The organism is Lactococcus cremoris subsp. cremoris NBRC 100676, assembly GCF_001591705.1.
Taxonomy (GTDB): Bacteria; Bacillota; Bacilli; order Lactobacillales; family Streptococcaceae; genus Lactococcus; species Lactococcus cremoris.
The window spans coordinates 1-17,192 of the sequence record NZ_BCVK01000055.1 but is presented as its reverse complement, the minus strand read 5'-3'; the positions used below and the strand labels follow the sequence as shown (position 1 = coordinate 17,192).

At 35.0% G+C, this 17,192-nt stretch carries 12 protein-coding genes and 3 pseudogenes; 10 read left to right on the top strand and 5 right to left on the bottom strand.

Annotated elements, in window-relative coordinates; translation table 11 throughout:
* Nucleotides 1–41 precede the first annotated feature (41 nt).
* The 7 genes from scrK to LLA01S_RS09645 all read left to right on the top strand — a co-directional run bounded on the left by scrK (nt 42) and on the right by LLA01S_RS09645 (nt 9,726).
* Nucleotides 42–917, top strand: coding sequence for a fructokinase ScrK (scrK, locus tag LLA01S_RS09675; protein ID WP_061778233.1), 876 nt, complete (start codon nt 42–44; stop codon nt 915–917).
* A gap of 209 nt (nt 918–1,126) precedes the next feature.
* A complete protein-coding gene (gene guaA / locus LLA01S_RS09670; RefSeq protein ID WP_061778232.1) occupies nt 1,127–2,668 on the top strand; it encodes a glutamine-hydrolyzing GMP synthase in 1,542 nt (513 codons plus the stop codon).
* A 332-nt stretch (nt 2,669–3,000) separates the two neighbouring features.
* On the top strand, nt 3,001–3,891 hold the full coding sequence (locus tag LLA01S_RS09665) for an ABC transporter permease (RefSeq protein ID WP_011834940.1): 891 nt from the start codon (nt 3,001–3,003) through the stop codon (nt 3,889–3,891).
* A gap of 10 nt (nt 3,892–3,901) precedes the next feature.
* Nucleotides 3,902–4,765: a carbohydrate ABC transporter permease gene (locus LLA01S_RS09660; RefSeq protein ID WP_021213645.1), complete on the top strand. Its 864-nt coding sequence runs from the start codon at nt 3,902–3,904 to the stop codon at nt 4,763–4,765.
* Between the two features lie 71 nt (nt 4,766–4,836).
* Nucleotides 4,837–6,471, top strand: a complete 1,635-nt coding sequence (locus LLA01S_RS09655; RefSeq protein WP_061778231.1) for an ABC transporter substrate-binding protein — start codon at nt 4,837–4,839, stop codon at nt 6,469–6,471.
* Nucleotides 6,472–6,590: 119 nt separating this feature from the next.
* A complete protein-coding gene (locus tag LLA01S_RS09650; RefSeq protein ID WP_021166083.1) occupies nt 6,591–7,289 on the top strand; it encodes a DUF624 domain-containing protein in 699 nt (232 codons plus the stop codon).
* A gap of 22 nt (nt 7,290–7,311) precedes the next feature.
* Complete coding sequence (locus tag LLA01S_RS09645; RefSeq protein WP_021166082.1) at nt 7,312–9,726, top strand: glycosyl hydrolase 115 family protein; 2,415 nt, start codon at nt 7,312–7,314, stop codon at nt 9,724–9,726.
* A gap of 43 nt (nt 9,727–9,769) precedes the next feature.
* Here the strand turns inward: LLA01S_RS09645 and LLA01S_RS09640 are convergent.
* Nucleotides 9,770–11,150 (bottom strand): annotated as a pseudogene (locus LLA01S_RS09640) (MATE family efflux transporter).
* Between the two features lie 98 nt (nt 11,151–11,248).
* Nucleotides 11,249–12,154 (bottom strand): magnesium transporter CorA family protein, encoded by a 906-nt coding sequence (locus tag LLA01S_RS09635; protein ID WP_061778230.1) that lies wholly within the window; start codon nt 12,152–12,154, stop codon nt 11,249–11,251.
* A 176-nt stretch (nt 12,155–12,330) separates the two neighbouring features.
* Here LLA01S_RS09635 and LLA01S_RS09630 point away from each other — a divergent pair, with 176 nt between their 5' ends.
* Nucleotides 12,331–12,750 carry a MarR family winged helix-turn-helix transcriptional regulator gene (locus LLA01S_RS09630; protein ID WP_011676436.1) on the top strand — a complete coding sequence of 140 codons (420 nt, stop codon included), beginning with the start codon at nt 12,331–12,333 and terminating at the stop codon, nt 12,748–12,750.
* A 260-nt stretch (nt 12,751–13,010) separates the two neighbouring features.
* Complete coding sequence (locus LLA01S_RS09625; protein ID WP_061778229.1) at nt 13,011–14,810, top strand: 1-deoxy-D-xylulose-5-phosphate synthase; 1,800 nt, start codon at nt 13,011–13,013, stop codon at nt 14,808–14,810.
* A 109-nt stretch (nt 14,811–14,919) separates the two neighbouring features.
* On the opposite strand, the pseudogene LLA01S_RS09620 reads toward LLA01S_RS09625, so the two are convergent.
* Nucleotides 14,920–15,651 (bottom strand): annotated as a pseudogene (locus LLA01S_RS09620) (SDR family oxidoreductase).
* A gap of 76 nt (nt 15,652–15,727) precedes the next feature.
* On the opposite strand from LLA01S_RS09620, the pseudogene LLA01S_RS09615 reads away from it, so the two are divergent.
* Nucleotides 15,728–16,162 (top strand): annotated as a pseudogene (locus LLA01S_RS09615) (MerR family transcriptional regulator).
* 42 nt (nt 16,163–16,204) lie between these two features.
* On the opposite strand, the gene LLA01S_RS13340 reads toward LLA01S_RS09615, so the two are convergent.
* Both LLA01S_RS13340 and LLA01S_RS09610 read right to left on the bottom strand, forming a co-directional pair.
* Nucleotides 16,205–16,426: an EamA family transporter gene (locus tag LLA01S_RS13340; RefSeq protein ID WP_439709044.1), complete on the bottom strand. Its 222-nt coding sequence runs from the start codon at nt 16,424–16,426 to the stop codon at nt 16,205–16,207.
* Between the two features lie 28 nt (nt 16,427–16,454).
* Nucleotides 16,455–17,093 (bottom strand): DMT family transporter, encoded by a 639-nt coding sequence (locus LLA01S_RS09610; protein WP_014572451.1) that lies wholly within the window; start codon nt 17,091–17,093, stop codon nt 16,455–16,457.
* Nucleotides 17,094–17,192 lie beyond the last annotated feature (99 nt).

Sequence of the window (17,192 nt, the reverse complement as noted above, 5' to 3'; positions counted from 1 at the left end):
TAAATAAAAGCTAAAAAGTAACCAAAATATAGGAAAATATTATGACAAAACATTATGGCTCAATTGAAGCAGGCGGAACAAAATTTGTTCTTGCGATTGGCGATGAGCATTTTAACATTTTAAAAACAAACCAAATTCCAACAACGACACCTGAAGAAACAATTTCTAAAACAATTGAATTTTTCAAAGAAAATACTGTCAGTTCTTTGTCAGTTGGTTCTTTTGGACCGATTGATATCAAACCCGAAAGCCCGACCTATGGTTATATAACAACCACGCCAAAAGCTGGTTGGGCCAATGTTGACCTCTTAGGAAAACTTAAGGGCGAACTTGATATTCCCATGGTTTTCACTACTGACGTTAATAGTTCAACTTATGGTGAAATGATTGTGACTGGTGGAAAATCATTAGTATATTTCACAATCGGAACAGGAATTGGCGGAGGAGCCGTGCAAGATGGGAAATTTATTGGTGGATTTTCTCATGCAGAAATGGGTAATCAGTATGTGAAACGTCATCCAGATGACCTCGATTTTACAGGAGTTTGTCCATTTCATGGCGATTGTCTAGAAGGAGTGGCAGCTGGGCCATCACTTGAAGCCCGTTTAGGTATTCGTGGAGAAGATATTCCAACTGACAGCAAAGTTTGGGAGATTCAAGCTTTCTACATTGCCCAAATCGCTGTTAATACAACCTTAGCACTTGCACCTGAGAAAATTGTTTTTGGGGGTGGTGTCATGACTCAAACGCACATGATTGAGCGGGTGCGCAAAGAATTCACAAAACTAATGGCCGGTTACGTCCATGTTCCCTATTTACTGACAGATTATATTATGACTCCGTCAGTTGCTAATAATGGTTCAGCGACAGTAGGCAATTTTGCTTTGGCCAAAGAATTAGATGAAAAAAACTACTGACAAGTCTGTCAGTAGTTTTTCATTTTTGTCAGTAAAAAATAAATGTAATCACTATCATACTGTTTTCCCAAAAATTATTTTATTTATTCATAAATATCTCTGCAAAATAGAAGAAAATATGTTAGAATAAGTCTAATAAAATATTTGAACAAAAGTTCGAACTTTCCAATAGGAATTCGGACTTTTGCACCTTATAAGAGGAGGGTCCCTTGTCCGACACTACACTTGAAAAAATCATTGTACTCGACTATGGTTCACAATACAATCAACTTATTGCGCGTCGTATCCGAGAAATCGGTGTTTTCTCAGAACTCATGAGTCACAAAGTCACAGCCAAAGAAATTCGTGAGATTAATCCAATCGGTATTATTCTTTCAGGCGGTCCAAATTCAGTTTATGATGAAGGTTCATTCGATATTGACCCTGAAATCTTCGAACTTGGTTTGCCAGTTCTTGGTATTTGCTACGGCATGCAATTGATGAGCTACAAACTTGGCGGTATGGTAGAAGCAGCAGGCGAACGCGAATACGGCGTTGCACCACTTCAACTCACTGAAAAATCAGCATTGTTTGCAGGAACTCCAGAAGTTCAAGATGTTTTGATGAGCCATGGTGACCGTGTAACAGCTATTCCTGAAGGTTTCCACGTTGTCGGAACTTCACCAAACAGTCCATTTGCTTCCGTTGAAAACACTGAACGCAATTTGTACGGCATCCAATTTCACCCAGAAGTTCGTCATTCAGTTCACGGAACAGAAATGCTCAGAAGCTTTGCGCTTAACATCTGTGGAGCCAAAGGGAACTGGTCAATGGAAAACTTCATTGATATGCAAATCAAAGATATTCGTGAAAAAGTTGGCGACAAAAAAGTACTCCTTGGACTTTCAGGCGGTGTAGATTCATCAGTTGTGGGTGTTCTTTTACAACGTGCCATCGGTGACCAATTGACATCAATCTTTGTTGACCACGGTTTCCTTCGTAAAGGCGAAGCTGACCAAGTCATGGAAACATTGGGCGGAAAATTTGGTCTTAATATCATCAAAGTAGATGCTCAAAAACGTTTCATGGACAAACTTGTTGGCCTTTCAGACCCAGAAACAAAACGTAAAATTATCGGTAACGAATTTGTTTATGTTTTTGATGATGAAGCAAACAAATTAGAAGGTGTTGACTTCCTTGCTCAAGGAACACTTTACACCGATGTCATTGAATCAGGAACAGATACAGCTCAAACAATTAAGTCACACCATAATGTTGGTGGACTTCCAGAAGACATGCAATTCCAATTGATTGAACCATTGAACACACTTTTCAAAGATGAAGTTCGTGCGCTTGGAACACAACTTGGAATGCCTGATGAAATTGTTTGGCGTCAACCTTTCCCAGGTCCAGGACTTGCCATTCGTGTCCTTGGTGATTTAACAGAAGAAAAATTAGAAACTGTTCGCGAATCAGACGCAATTCTTCGTGAAGAAATTGCTGCTTCAGGACTTGAACGTGATGTTTGGCAATATTTCACAGTAAATACAGACGTGAAATCAGTCGGTGTCATGGGAGACCAACGGACATATGACTATACATTAGCCATCCGTGCCATCACTTCAACTGATGGGATGACAGCAGACTTTGCCCAACTTCCTTGGGATCTTCTCCAAAAAATCTCAAAACGTATCGTCAATGAGGTTGACCACGTCAACCGTATCGTCTACGATATTACGAGCAAACCACCAGCAACTGTTGAGTGGCAATAGAATAAAAAAACTGATAGCAACTTACTGTTATCAGTTTTTTTGTTATTAAAAATAAGAAGCGTTAGTTTAAACTGGCGCTTTTTGCTATCAAGAACATGCAAGATATTAAGAAGGAGGTAAGTACATTAGAAGTAACATAGACAACATTTCCTAAAGAATATCATAATATTAGGTAAAAAAGTAAAAATGCAAGCGCTATAATTCTATTAACGAAATACTTATATATTAGTTTTGTAATAAATACAGGGATGAAAAAATAATTTATCTTTAGAAAATGAAAGTTTTGAACTAACCTAGAGATGATTCATCTCCTTAGAAGGAAAATTTTTAATATGAAATCTATTAAAAAATATTGGCAGCTATATTTAATTGTGGCTATCCCAACAGTCTATCTTTTAGTTTTTCGCTATATTCCGATGCTTGGAAATGTGATTGCTTTTAGAACTTATTTACCGGGAGGTTCTGTCTTTGGACAGGATTGGGTTGGACTTCGATATTTCCAGATGTTTATTGGAGATGCAACCTTTTGGCAAGTTTTTCTTAACACACTTTCTATTGGGATTTGGACATTGATTTTTACCTTCCCCTTACCTATTATCTTCGCTCTTTTACTGAATGAAGTTAAAAACAGGATCTTTAAAAAATTCATTCAAACAGCCTCTTATCTTCCCTATTTTTTATCAATTGTCATTATTGCGGGAATGATTTTAGATTTTACCTCAAGCAATGGTTTTATTAATAACGCCATTCATTTCTTTGGTGGAACTCGTATTCTTTTTATGCAAGACCCAAAATGGTTCCAACCGATTTATGTCATTTCGCAAGTATGGCAAACCTTAGGTTGGGGTTCAATTCTGTATTTGGCAGCATTGACAAATATTGATGATACGCTTTATGAAGCTGCTAAGATGGATGGAGCCAATCGTTGGCAACAAATGCTCCATGTCACCTTGCCCGGAATTTTACCCACAATTATCACGATGCTTGTTTTAAATGTTGGTTCTGTTTTAGGAGTTGGTTTTGAAAAAGTTCTCCTCCTTCAAAATCCGTTGGTTTACTCAACAGGAGATGTTGTTTCAACTTACCTCTATCGAGTAGGGATACTTTCGTCAAACTTTTCTTATGCGACAGCGATTGGTATTTTTGAAGCGATTATTGGTTTAGTTCTAGTACTGGGTTCTAACAGAATTTCTGCGAAGATTACCAAGACTTCATTATGGTAAGGAGGATAAAATGAAAGATAGTATCGGTTATAAAATTTTCAAAGTGATCAATGCAATTATTTTGATTTTGATTGTCATTGCAACAGTCTACCCCTTTTGGAATGTTGTTGTTCAGTCATTTTCAAGTGAAAATGCAATCACAGCAGGAAATGTTGTTCTAACACCCGTTGGTTTTAATTTAGAAACCTATAAATACGTTATGAGCGACCCTATTTTCTGGATTAATTATAAAAACACCATTATTTATACAGTTGTTGGAACAGCAATTTCTTTATTTTTGACGACGACACTTGCTTATGTCACCTCAAAAAAATATCTTCCAGGGCGTAAATTTTTCATTGGACTTTCTGTTTTCACTATGTTCTTTGCTGGAGGATTGATTCCAAACTACTTGTTGATTAAATCATTAGGTTGGATGAATACGATGTGGGCAGTCACAGTACCAGGAGCACTTTCTATTTTCAATATGTTGATTATGAAGTCTTTCTTTGAATCAATGCCAGATGCATTAGAAGAAGCAGCGATTATTGATGGAGCAACTCCATTTCAAATTTTGATGCGAATCATCTTGCCATTATCTAAACCAATATTGGCAACCATGGTCTTATTCTATGCGGTTGGAGCATGGAATGCTTGGTATGGAGCTTTCCTCTACATGGATAACAAGAATCTCTTTCCGGTTTCAGTATATCTACGAAATCTAGTCAAAGGAGCAACGGGTGCCGAGGCGCAAAGTGCTGATGAACAGAGTCAGGTGAGTTCAAACATTAAGGCAGTAACCATGGTCTTAACAGTATTACCTGTACTAATCGTTTATCCATTTTGTCAAAAATATTTTGTTAATGGAATCATGATTGGTTCTGTTAAGGGTTAAGTTAGTCAGTTTCTTGAATTAAAACTGATACGTTTTAGTTCAGATTATATAAATACATAAGGAGCACAAGAATGAAATCTTGGAAAAATTTATTGGTTGGAGCGGCAGTGATTGGCGCTTCAGTGATGTTGGTCGCTTGTTCATCGAACAGCAAATCAACATCAAATGCAAAAGCTGGTGTGATTAATATGTCAAGCCAAAAAGGCTATATGAAAAATTTCAAAGCTGATGAAACTTTTAAAGCGACTTCGGCATTAAATCTTTCAATGATGTATCGTGATTCCCCTAATTATCCAGTTAAAAACAGTTGGATGTTGTGGTCTGAACTAGAGAAAAACCAGAACGTTACTTTTAAAAGAACAGACATTCCTTTATCTGATTATCCACAAAAACGCTCAACTTTGATTGCGGCTGGTCAAACGCCAGACATCGTAACAGGAGTAGCCCCTGGTGAAGAAACACAATTTGTCGCAGGTGGACAAATCCTCCCTGTATCAGATTATCTAAAATATATGCCCAATCTTTCTGCACGCCTAAAAGAATGGAAATTAACAGACTTATTTAATTCTCATAAGCAAAAAGATGGCAAAGTTTATATCTTACCTCAAATTGGTGAAGTTCCAACTTACGATTATACTTTTGCCTATCGTTCAGACATTTTTGAAAAAGCTGGTATCAAAGCCCCAACAACTTTGGATGAATTCACTAAAGCGCTTGAAACACTCAAAGCAAAATATCCAAGTGTAACACCATATTCAGACCGTTGGCAGTTTAATGCCATTCCAAATATTGTTGCACCACAGTTTAATACTAGTGCTGGTTGGGGTTATTCAAATGCCACTTATGACAAAGGAGATAACAAATTTGTCTTTACTGGTACTACACCAGATTATAAAAAATTCGTAAGTTACTATAGTAATTTAGTCCAAAAGGGCTTGATGGATAAAGAATCATTAACTCAAACTGATGATACAGCAACAGCAAAATTCATCAATGGGCAATCCTTTGTCATTGGCACAAATGGTTCTGAATTTACAACTTTACAAAAAAACTTACAAGCAAAACACCCAGATGAAAAAGTAGCAATGATGACAGTTCCTGCAGGGGAAAATGGTTTGATGGTTCAAGATAACCGGATTGCAGCCGTTGCTGGTATGATGTTATCTTCTAAATTGAAAAATAGTGACCATTTCCTTGCCACCCTCCAATTTATTGACTGGTTACTTTATTCAGACTCTGGACAAACCTTTGCGCGCTGGGGAGTTGAAGGTACAACTTATACTAAATCTGGAGACACTTACACTTTGGCAAAAGATGTTAATACCTTAGGCTTGAACCCAAGTGGTACAAAAGACCTGCAAAAATATTTTGGTTTCCGTAATGGTGTCTTCTATGCTGTTGGCTCTGGTTCAAAAGCTTTGATTTACTCTCAATATAATGATGTAACTAAAGAATTTTCACAAGCAATGGATAAGAATGCAAAAATTGTTGCAACTGCACCTGTTTATCCAATGAGTTCAACAGACCTTGAACAATTTTCTTTACTTGATACGCCTTTGAAAGACTTCGTTACCGCTCAAACACAAGCTTTTGTAAGTGGGCAACGTCCAATGTCTCAATGGAGTTCTTACGTGAAAGACGTACAAGCTAAGAATTCGGCAAAACTTATTGATATGGTTAATAAAGCCTATAAGGCGGCAAAATAAGTATTATTAGACAATTAAGCCAGAAGGCAACTTCAATGGCTTAATTTTTTAGGATAGTCTTTAATCATTTTTGATTAAAGACTTTCTTAAAAAATATTCTGGATGTAAAGGAAAGCAAGATGAATCCTAAAAAAGATGTTACCGAATCGGTTTATTATAAACTAGCTGGACAAATTGGACATATCATATTTTTACAATTAATGTTTGTAATTTCTATTTTTCCAATCCCTCTCCCATTTTTGTTTGTTAAATATGAGATTGGAAATTTTATTTTCATGACTCCTTTATTTTTTCTAGTGGCTCCGGCATTAGCAGCTTTAAGCTTGGCGACTCTTTATGTTTTAGAAAGTGAAGATGTAAAGCATTTAGGGATATATTTTTGGAAACAATATAGAAAATTATTTTTAGATGCTCTAAAAATTGGAATTCCAGTGATTCTAGCCGCTTCAATCATTCTGATTGATATTGCCTCGATGCAAAAATCTTCGACTCCGATATTTTCTTGGTTCTTTATCTTATTACTCCTTGTTTTATTAGTCTTCACAGTTTTTGTTGGATTGATTAATATTAAGTTCAGATTTAGAATGCGAGATATGTTTAAAATCAGTCTGGTTTGGACAATGGCTTTTCTAAGTTCGATCATTAAAGTTATTATATTAAGCCTAGGATTATTAGGAATCATGTTTTTTGTGAGTGTTTTTTTGATTTTCGTTTTAAGCAGCACTTATCTTTATCTTATCTGCTACGAATCAACTAAAATGCTAGATTGGGTCTGGAAAAATTATACGCAGGAAGGTAAGAGTAGTACAGAAGTCTAAAAAATAGGAGAAATTATTATCTATGAAAAGCCAAATTGTTAGTCAAACAAAAACTTCAATGCTTATTAGCGGAGTTGTAAAGATTACTTATGATAAAAAAGATGATGAAGCAATAACTAAGTATGCTTTAATAAATCTAAAAAATGATTTAACGAATGTTTTAGGCGAAGAAGCAATTCTTGCAACTGAGAGCAAAAATTCTAAGATTATCGTTGCAACAATCGATACTTCATTAGCAAAATCGCAAAAAAATTATGAGCTCTTAAGAGAGGCACTAAATAAAAAAGAGCAATATATTATTACCGTTTTTGAAGGGCAACTTCAATTGATTGGTAATGATAGAAGAGGAACGATTTATGCGATTTATGAATTTTTAAGTCAGATTGGTGTTTCACCATGGCATTACTGGATGGATGTGCCAATTAAAAAGCAAGCGGAGCTTTACCTAAATGAGCCTTTCTTTTTGATTGATGCTCCAAAAGTAGAAATGCGTGGCTTTTTTATCAATGATGAGTGGCCAGCTGCAGGAAATTGGGCGACTAAGCATTTTGGACATTTAATGAATGAAAAAGGCGAAAAAATGAATTCTTTTAATCACCTTTATTATGAAAAATTATTTGATTTGCTACTTCGTTTAAAAGGAAATTTCATTTGGCCTGCCATGTGGGATTCAGCCTTTTATGCTGATGACCCAGAGAATTCTAAATTAGCCCAAAAGATGGGAGTCATTATTGGAACATCACACCATGAACCAATGGGCCGTAATCATCAAGAATGGATTCGTAATCATGGACAATATGGCAATGGAGACTGGGATTACGAAAGTAATCAGGAGGGATTAGAAAAATATTTTCGACAAGGAATTGAGCGTTCTTATCAGACTGAAGATATTTTTACTCTTGGAATGCGTGGTAATGGGGACGAAGCAATGGGAGAGGGAGAAAATATTTCCCTTTTAGAGCAAATTATCAATAAGCAAAGGAAAATTATTTCCGAAGTGACAGGGCGTTCTGCTAAAGAGACACCACAGATTTGGGCGCTTTATAAGGAAGTGCAAGATTATTATGATAAAGGAATGCGCGTGCCTGATGATGTCATCTTACTTTTATGTGATGATAATTGGGGCAATCTTCGGAAACTTCCAAGTTTAGAAAATCGAGATAGAAAAGGTGGCTTTGGAATTTACTATCATTATGATTATGTTGGTGGACCACGAAATAGTAAGTGGATTAATGTTTCTCAAATTCAAAGAACATGGGAACAAATAACTTTAGCTTATAACTATGGAGTTAGAAAACTTTGGGTAGTGAATGTTGGAGATTTGAAAGGTCAAGAATATCCTCTTTCTTATTTTATGGACTTGGCGTGGAATCCTGAGCAATCACTTGAGGAAATGGAAGGCTACACTAAAAATTGGGTAGAAAAACAACTTGGAGGAAATTATATCAATGATGCAAGTAAACTTCTTGCCGCTTATAGTAAATTAAATATGACAATAAGCCCTGAATTACTCGATAAAGATACATTTAGTTTAGAAATTGACTATGAGTTTGAGCGAATTCTTGCAAACTATCGGGATTTATCAAATCAAGCTGGTCAGCTTTTTGTATTGATGCCAGAGGAATATCGCCAAGTCTATGAACAATTAATATATTTTCCACTTGTTGCAACTGCCAATCTTTATGAAATGTATTATGCTCAAGCCATAAACTGGAAGTCTAACGATACCAAAATAGTGAATCAAGCAGCAGATAAAGTGGAGTGGTGTTTTAAACGTGATGCTGAATTAACTTCACACTATAATTCTTTAAATAATGGGAAATGGGAACATATGATGAGTCAAACTCATATTGGTTACCATGACTGGCAAGAACCAGAGTACCAAATCATGCCAGAGATTCGTCGTCTTAAATCAGAAGAATATCTTTCAAAAGAAATTGACCAATCAGTTGTGATTGAAGCAGCTGACTTTAACGAAAAATCTCAAGGAGAAGTTGTTTGGACAGAGATAGCTGATATGGGAAAAACTTTCTCAGCAATTACCCCTCTTCCAAATAATATTATTCCAAGTAAACAAAATTTTGTTTGCTATGATTTTGAGACATCATCTTCAGGAGAATTTCAAGTTGAAGTTTTTCTCTCGCCAAGTTTAAATTGGAATAATAGTGGGCTTATTTATGGTTATCAAATTGATGATGGGGCAGAAGTAAAAATCAATTTTAATGGAAAGTATAAGGGAGAATTGGGAAATTGGCAAGCTGACCTAATCATCAGGAGTTTATCTGTTGCCAAGTTGGAGCAAGGTAAACATCGTCTGCTATTTTATGCTAAAAGTCCAGATGTGATTTTGCAAAAAATTGTGCTTCATTTTGGAGAAATAAAAGAAACTTATTTGGGAAGAAATCATTCTGATTTAATTAATAGTGGGGTGATTTAAGATAAAAAAACGAGGTTCTACAAAGTTCCTCGTTTTTTATATCTTATTCAGCAACGGCTAATTCAGGTTGATTCTCCATTAGTTTACCATTGTTTAATTTTAATAGATAAGGAATAAGCATGATGAGACCAGCTACAAAGGCAATTCCTTCTGTTAGGGTCATTGACCAAATCAGTCCAGTTAAACCATAGAACTGATGTAGGATAATGACGATTGGAATATAAAGAATTCCTTGGATAGTAGCCATTATACCGGTTTGACCACCTAGACCAGAGGCTTCGAAAATACCAGTAAATAAACCAGAGAAACCATTAAAGACGGACGATACAAGTTGTGCGGCGAGCACGATTAATCCAACTTTTATTACCGCACTATCATCGGTAAAGAGTTGCATGACCGGAACTCTAAATAGATAGACAATGAGGGCAAAGAGGATAGAAATTCCACCAATCCAAATAGATAATTCTTTGAGAGCTTCTTTTAAGCGTTGGGTGTTTTTAGAAGCAAAACTATAGGCAAAGAGAGGAATAGCCCCTAAAAAGAGTCCCATGGTCAAAAATTAAGGCAGTTGAGTAATTTCTAAGGGCGATACCAAAACTAGCAAGAACATTGTCTCCATATTCAACGGAGAAGCGGTTTAATAAGAGGGTTGTAACAATCATAAAGGCTGATTTAAAAACTTCCGCAATCCCAATTTTATAGATTTCAAATTGGTCTTTTAAGCTGATTTTAAAATGTTTCAAAAACCCTTTGAGAGATTCACTTTTATTTTCTAAAAACCAGACATAATAAGCAGTAGAGGCTAGATTTGCGATTACCATTGAAAGTCCAGCACCAATGACATGAAGATTTAAAACTAAGATAAAGAGGGCATCTAAGACAATACTAGTCGCTACTCCAACGAACATACCGTACATTGATTCTTTTGAGGCACCTTCAGCCCGAACTAATTGTTCCAGTCCATAGTTTAAAATCATACTAAAGCCACCACCTAATAAGACTGCGGCGTATTCTTTAGTATAGGTAAGAGTTGCAGCGTCTGCCCCCAGTAGATGAGCGATTGGGCTTAAAAAGAAAAGTGAAACAAGACCAATAAGCAAACCGATGGTTAGACTCATATAAAAAGAGTAACCAGCGATTTGCTTTCCTTTTTCTTTATCGCCAGAACCTAGCAAGCGAGTAATGAAGGTTCCACCACCGACGCCAAAAAGGTTTCCGATGGCCATAAAAACAATGGTTATTGTTAAACCTAGAGTAATTGTTGACATCATATTGGTGTCATGGACAAGGCCGATAAAGTAGGCATTGATTAAGTTATAGATTGTTGTTGCGGAAATTCCAATCATCATGGGAATTGATAAGTGAGCAATTGCTTTTCTGATGGGCGCTTCCTTAAGATAATAAGAGTTGGATTTTTTACTCATTTTTTTCTTCTTTCTGAAATAAATGATAGATAACTAAAAGTTAGATATCTAACTGTTTATATATATTAATACTTATTTTTTATTTTGTCAACATAAAACTATCTTTTAGAGAAATAATCTTTTTTAACAAAAAAGAGGGTCAGTAAGACTGATAAGAGAAGGGCCAGCAAACAAATGATTTCCCAAGAGACTTTTGGTAAATTTGTTAATGGTAGAGGAACATTCATGCCATAAAAACTAAAAATTATGGTAGGGATGGTTAAAATAATAGAATAGGATGTCAAAAATTTCATGACGCTATTCGTGTTATTATTGATAATAGAGTCATAAGAATCGGTCATCTCATTCAATATCTTATTTGAAATGTTAGACATGTCAAAAGCTTGGTCAACTTCAATCATTAAATCATCAAGAAGTTCCTTTTCTTCATCATAAAGTTTTAAATATTTACCACTTTTAATTTTATTTATTACCAATGAGTTTGATTTTAAGGACATAATGAAATAAATAAGGCTTCGTTCAATTTTCATTAAATTAATTAGGTCTTCATTTTTTGGAGTCTTACCAAGTGCTTGTTCAATCAGTATTCGTTTACGATTAAGGATTCTAATTCTATCGACATAAAGCTTGGCAATGGCTAATATGAAATGAAGGACAAAAGAAGTTTTATATTTTGGATTTAAATGATCCACCAGTTTTGAATTCTTTAGAATAGTTGCCATCTTTTTGTCTGCTACATTTGTGATAATCACCTCTTTGGTTACGATAAAACTCATGGGACCAGAAGAGTAGTAGGCAACGTCCGTTTGGTCCTCAAAAGGAATATCAAAAATAATGAGCAAACTCTTAGTTTCATCATCCATTTCGATTCGAGCACTTTCATCTTTATCTGTTGCATAGGATAAAAATTCTTCAGGGATATTAAAACTTTTTGATAGATAATTTTTATCAAAAGGCATTTGGTCTGAGAAATTAATCCATTCTCTTGTTAAATTTTCAGACATTTGATTCTCCTTTTAAAATTAATAGTTAGAACTCTAACTAACAGTGTTCATCATAAAGTAAAAAAAAAGAAAAGTCAAGAACTAACTATTAGAAGTCTAATTGTTTTGAATTGACAATTAGATAAAAGACCATTATACTAAGAGTTAAGAACTAGTAAATAAAAAAGGAGACCAGAATGGCCAATACAATTTATTCCAATTTAATTCGTTCTATCTCACAAAAATCAATGATGGCTTCTAGTCAAATGATGAAAGATTTAGAAGTTAATCATCAACAAGCTAGGGTCATCGCTTATATTGCAGAGAACCAAGATAAGGGCTTAATTCAAAAAGATTTAGCAGAGGTATTCAATAGACGAGGAGCAAGTATTACAAGTATGCTCCAAGGCTTGGAAAAAAAAGGATATATCGAACGACGAATTCCTAAAGATAATGAACGTAAAAAAAATATCTATATTTTACCAAAAGGACTTAAAATTATTAATCAAATTAATCAAATATTTGAAGCCTCTGAAAGTAAATTGATTGGTGCTTTGACTGAGAAAGAACAAGCTGAATTCTTAAGGCTTTTAGAAAAAATAGATAATAACTTATAAGAAATAAAAAAAGACTAACTTAATGATTAGTCTTTTTTTATTTCAGCACAAATGTGTTTCTCAAAAAATATTATAGACTTTCTTTAAAAAAGATTACAGATTTCTTGACAAGTAAAATATAAAAAAGTATAATTTCTTTATCGTTTACAAACGTAAACGATAATGTTATATTAACTTATTAAAAAAACCTTATTAAATTTAAATAATATTAAATTTTACTCGCAGCTTTATAATCTAAATAGAACTAGGAAGAAAAAATTATGACAGTATTAGACAAAGTAAATGAACCCAAAGACATCAAAAATCTTACACCTCTAGAACTAGAAGAGCTCGCTATAAATGTGCGCGATGCAATTCTTAATCGTGTGAGTCAATATCCAGGAGGTCATCTCGGACCAAATCTTGGTGTGGTAGAAATGACTGTTGCTTTACATAAAGTCTTTAATTCACCTGTTGATAAATTAATTTGGGACGTTAGTCATCAAAGCTATCCGCATAAAGTTTTAACGGGGCGCAAAGAATTTTTTACTGACAATGACAAGTTTTCTGGAACAACAGGCTATACAGACCCTGAAGAAAATGAACATGACTTTATACGAGTAGGTCATACATCAACATCTATTGCAACAGCTATGGGATATGCCTTAGCTCGAGATATGCAAGGAAAAAATGGAAATATTGTAGCCATCATTGGTGATGGAGCGCTATCAGGAGGACTTGCATTTGAGGGACTTGATGGTACAGGTACACTTAATGGGAATCTTATTATTATTGTAAATGATAATGAAATGGCCATCACCGAAAATCAGGGAGGAATCTATCAACATCTTGCAGATCTTCGAGCAAGTAAAGGAACTTCAGCAAATAACCTTTTTAAATCATTTGGGCTTGATTACCGATACCTTGAGGAGGGAAATGATATCCAAAGTTTGATTGCCCTTTTTGAATCAGTAAAAGACATTAATCGTCCAATTGTTCTTCATATTCACACAGAAAAAGGACATGGTTATAAACCAGCAGTTGAAAATAAAGAAGGAATGCACCAAGTCTTTGCACCTTTTGATATTGCTACAGGTCAACCAGTCAATAGCTCAACAAATACCGTTCGCAGCTATAATAATGTATTTCTTGACTTTATGGAAGAAAAGTTAGCCAAAGGTGACAATCTTATCGCCATTAATGCCGCAATTCCAATGTTCTTTGGCCTGTCTCAATTTGCCAAGAATCATCCAAAAAATTATGTTGACGGAGGAATTGCCGAACAATATACAGTGACACTTGGTGGAGCAATCGCGGCAGCAGGAACTCGAGCTATAATTTTCCAAAACGCAACTTTCTTACAACGTGCTTATGACCAACTTAATCATGACTTGGCACTGAATAAAGAACCAGCAATTGTTATTATCAGTAACAGCCAAATTGGCGGGACAAATGATACTTACCAAGGTAGTTTTGTTTATAGTCAAACATCAAATATTCCCAATGTAATTGACCTTGCTGCAACAAGTGAGGAAGACCTTTTTGCAATGCTTAATTGGGCATATAATCAACATGAATATCCAGTGTTTATACACTTGCCAGAGCATACTTTGGAAAATCGTCCAACAAAAATTACTGATTTTAGCAAACCTCATTATGAAGTCGTTAAGTCTGGCGAAAAAGTTGTACTCTTGGGTCTTGGTGCAATGCTTGAAAAAGCTGAAAATGTCGCAAAAGAACTTGAAAAATCAGGATTTAATCCAACGGTTGTAAATCCATTCTTTGTAAACCTTTTGGATGTAAATGCTTTAGATAAATTATCTGAAACTCATGGACTTTTTGTTACGATTGAAGATGGCACTAAAGATGGGGGATTTGGTCAAAAAGTGGCTACTTATTTGGCAAGCAAAGGGATAAAAACACTTGTATATGGTGCAGATACTGAGTTTATTGATGCTGTTCCCAAAAATGAACTTTACAATCGATATCACATAGCACCAGAACTTATGGCAACTGATATTATTGAAGCAACAAAAGAATCTAAAGCGCCTAATTTATTTAAGAAAATATTTTCTAAATAAGAATTTTTGAAGAGTGAGGCTAGTTTTCGGGTAGATAAAATATGAAATAAATAGCTAAAAAAGATACTAGCGGTCAACTAGTATCTTTTTTTAGCTAAGATATTAAATATTAAGCATTTTGATTGGTTGCCGCAATATTGATTTCTCTGATATTAACAGATTGAGGCATATCATAAATGAATTTCACGGTTTGAGCAACTCGTTCAGGGGCTAGAGTTGTACCACCCATTGATTCTTTCCAAAGATTATAATCATTTAGGGCACTTTTGTCAGTAACATGTGTCAATAATTCTGTTTCGGCAGCACCAGGTGCAACAAGTGAAATTCGAACATTTTTAGCAGAAACTTCTTCTCTGACAGTTTCACTTAAACCATGGACACCAAATTTTGAAGCGACATAAGCGGCGTGATTGGTAAAAGTTTTTTTACCAGCAAGTGAGGACATATTAATCACTGGTCCTCCTTGACGTTCAACCATTTGTGGAAGAACAATTTGCATTCCATTGAGAACACCTAAAACATTAGTATCCATCATTTGTTTCCACTCGGCTGGATCTTGATTTAGGACGTTTCCTAGTAACATGACACCTGCATTGTTGACCAAAAGGTCAGTTTTGCCATATTTTTCCTCAGCTTTAGAAATAGCAATTTCAAAATATTTTTTATCTGTGACATCTACAGATTACACAAGAACATTTGTAAAATCAAGAGGCAAAGCTTTAATTTTATCAGTGCGACGCCCTAAAAGCAACATTGGGAATCCGTCAGCATTAAAGAGTTTTGCGATTTCGGCACCGAAGCCTGAACTTGCTCCTGTTATAACAATAAGTGGTTTAGACATTTTATTTCTCCTTAAGAGTATTTTTTTGATATACTGATTATACAACATGGAGTTAACTCCATGTCAAGGAGAAAGAATGACAAAATATACAATTGGTGATATTTCACGTAAATTGAATGTTTCTAATGATGCTGTACGTTATTATGATTAAGAAGGTTTGCTGCCATTTGCCAAGCGAAATAAAGCTGGACGAAGGGAATTCACCGACGATGACCTTGGTTATATTGAAGTGATTGATTGTCTAAAAAAATCAGGAATTCCGATTAAGGATATCGCCCAATTTATTGATTGGTGTATGGAGGGGGACTCCACACTTGATGAACGTTTAGACTTCATGGAAACCCATGAAGAGCAACTTGAAGAAAAAATAAAAGTTTTAGAAATGAATTTAGCCTTTTTAAGATGGAAAATCTGGTATTATCAAACGGCAGCAGAAGCAGGAACTGAAAGTATTCATTTCATCCCTGGAACAACGCAAGTTAAACCAGAAATAAGAGGCATTTTCAAATAAGATAAATAAAAGACAAAGAGTAATTAATATACTCTTTGTCTTTTATTTTTTCTTCGTTGGAAAATTAATAAGGAATAAGGATAAAAAGACGACTACTATTCCAATTTTTTGGAAACTTAAAAAAGAAATACCAAGAAATAAAGTAGAGATGAGTATCGCTGTCACCGGTTCAAGCATTCCCAACATCCCAACGATATGTGGCTCTATGTATTTGAGACTGTTGATATAGAGAGAATAGGCTAAGAGTGTTCCAACGATAACAATTAGACTGACAAGAAGTAAATCAACTTGGTCAAAGTTTGCAGGTAAATTTGTTACGGGGTGAAGGAAATTGGAAATAAGGCCACCAAATTAATAAAGCCCAAGCGACGACATTTAGTGGAGAATGTTCTTTAATAAGTGGGCAAGGAATGAGTGTGTAAGCACAAACGCCGAGCGCTGATAAGAGCCTCCAAACAAGAGCAGAAGCAGAAAAACTGAGCTCTCCTAGATTGCCGTTAGTGACTAAGAGAAAAACGCCAATTAATGAAAGGAAAATGGCGATAATATCTAGCCGTCGTGGAATAGCTTTACTTTTGATGGCCAAAATAATAATTATTATTGAGGGACCCAAAGATTGTAAAATGGTGGCGATGGCTGCATTTCCATAAAAAACAGATAATAAGAAGGAAGTTTGAGCAAACAGTACACCAAAAATTCCAAAAGCAATAATCCTTAGACTCGATTTAAGAGAAGTCCAGACGCTAAAAATATTATTTTTTCTTAAAGCCAACCAAGCTAATAATAATAAGCCAGAAAAAAGCATACGTGTGGTTACTAACCAACCTGGTTCTATGGAGCAACGATTAAATAAAATTCCGGCAATAATACTACTAATACCAAAAAAAGAGGCACCCAAAGAAGCGTAAATTATTCCTTTATATTTAGTCATAAATGTAACAATTATTGGTTTTCTTTTTATTTGTCATTTTAACCTCACATTTCAGTATTTTATAGTCCTTATATTTATTATATATAAATTACCCGAATT

Coding starts and splice junctions, on each gene's coding strand:
- LLA01S_RS09625 (WP_061778229.1), top strand. CDS start 13,011: ATGACAGTATTAGACAAAGTAAATGAACCCAAAGACATCAAAAATCTT.
- LLA01S_RS09645 (WP_021166082.1), top strand. CDS start 7,312: ATGAAAAGCCAAATTGTTAGTCAAACAAAAACTTCAATGCTTATTAGC.
- LLA01S_RS09665 (WP_011834940.1), top strand. CDS start 3,001: ATGAAATCTATTAAAAAATATTGGCAGCTATATTTAATTGTGGCTATC.
- LLA01S_RS09655 (WP_061778231.1), top strand. CDS start 4,837: ATGAAATCTTGGAAAAATTTATTGGTTGGAGCGGCAGTGATTGGCGCT.
- scrK (WP_061778233.1), top strand. CDS start 42: ATGACAAAACATTATGGCTCAATTGAAGCAGGCGGAACAAAATTTGTT.
- LLA01S_RS09660 (WP_021213645.1), top strand. CDS start 3,902: ATGAAAGATAGTATCGGTTATAAAATTTTCAAAGTGATCAATGCAATT.
- LLA01S_RS09610 (WP_014572451.1), bottom strand. CDS start 17,093: ATGACTAAATATAAAGGAATAATTTACGCTTCTTTGGGTGCCTCTTTT.
- LLA01S_RS09630 (WP_011676436.1), top strand. CDS start 12,331: ATGGCCAATACAATTTATTCCAATTTAATTCGTTCTATCTCACAAAAA.
- LLA01S_RS09635 (WP_061778230.1), bottom strand. CDS start 12,154: ATGTCTGAAAATTTAACAAGAGAATGGATTAATTTCTCAGACCAAATG.
- LLA01S_RS09650 (WP_021166083.1), top strand. CDS start 6,591: ATGAATCCTAAAAAAGATGTTACCGAATCGGTTTATTATAAACTAGCT.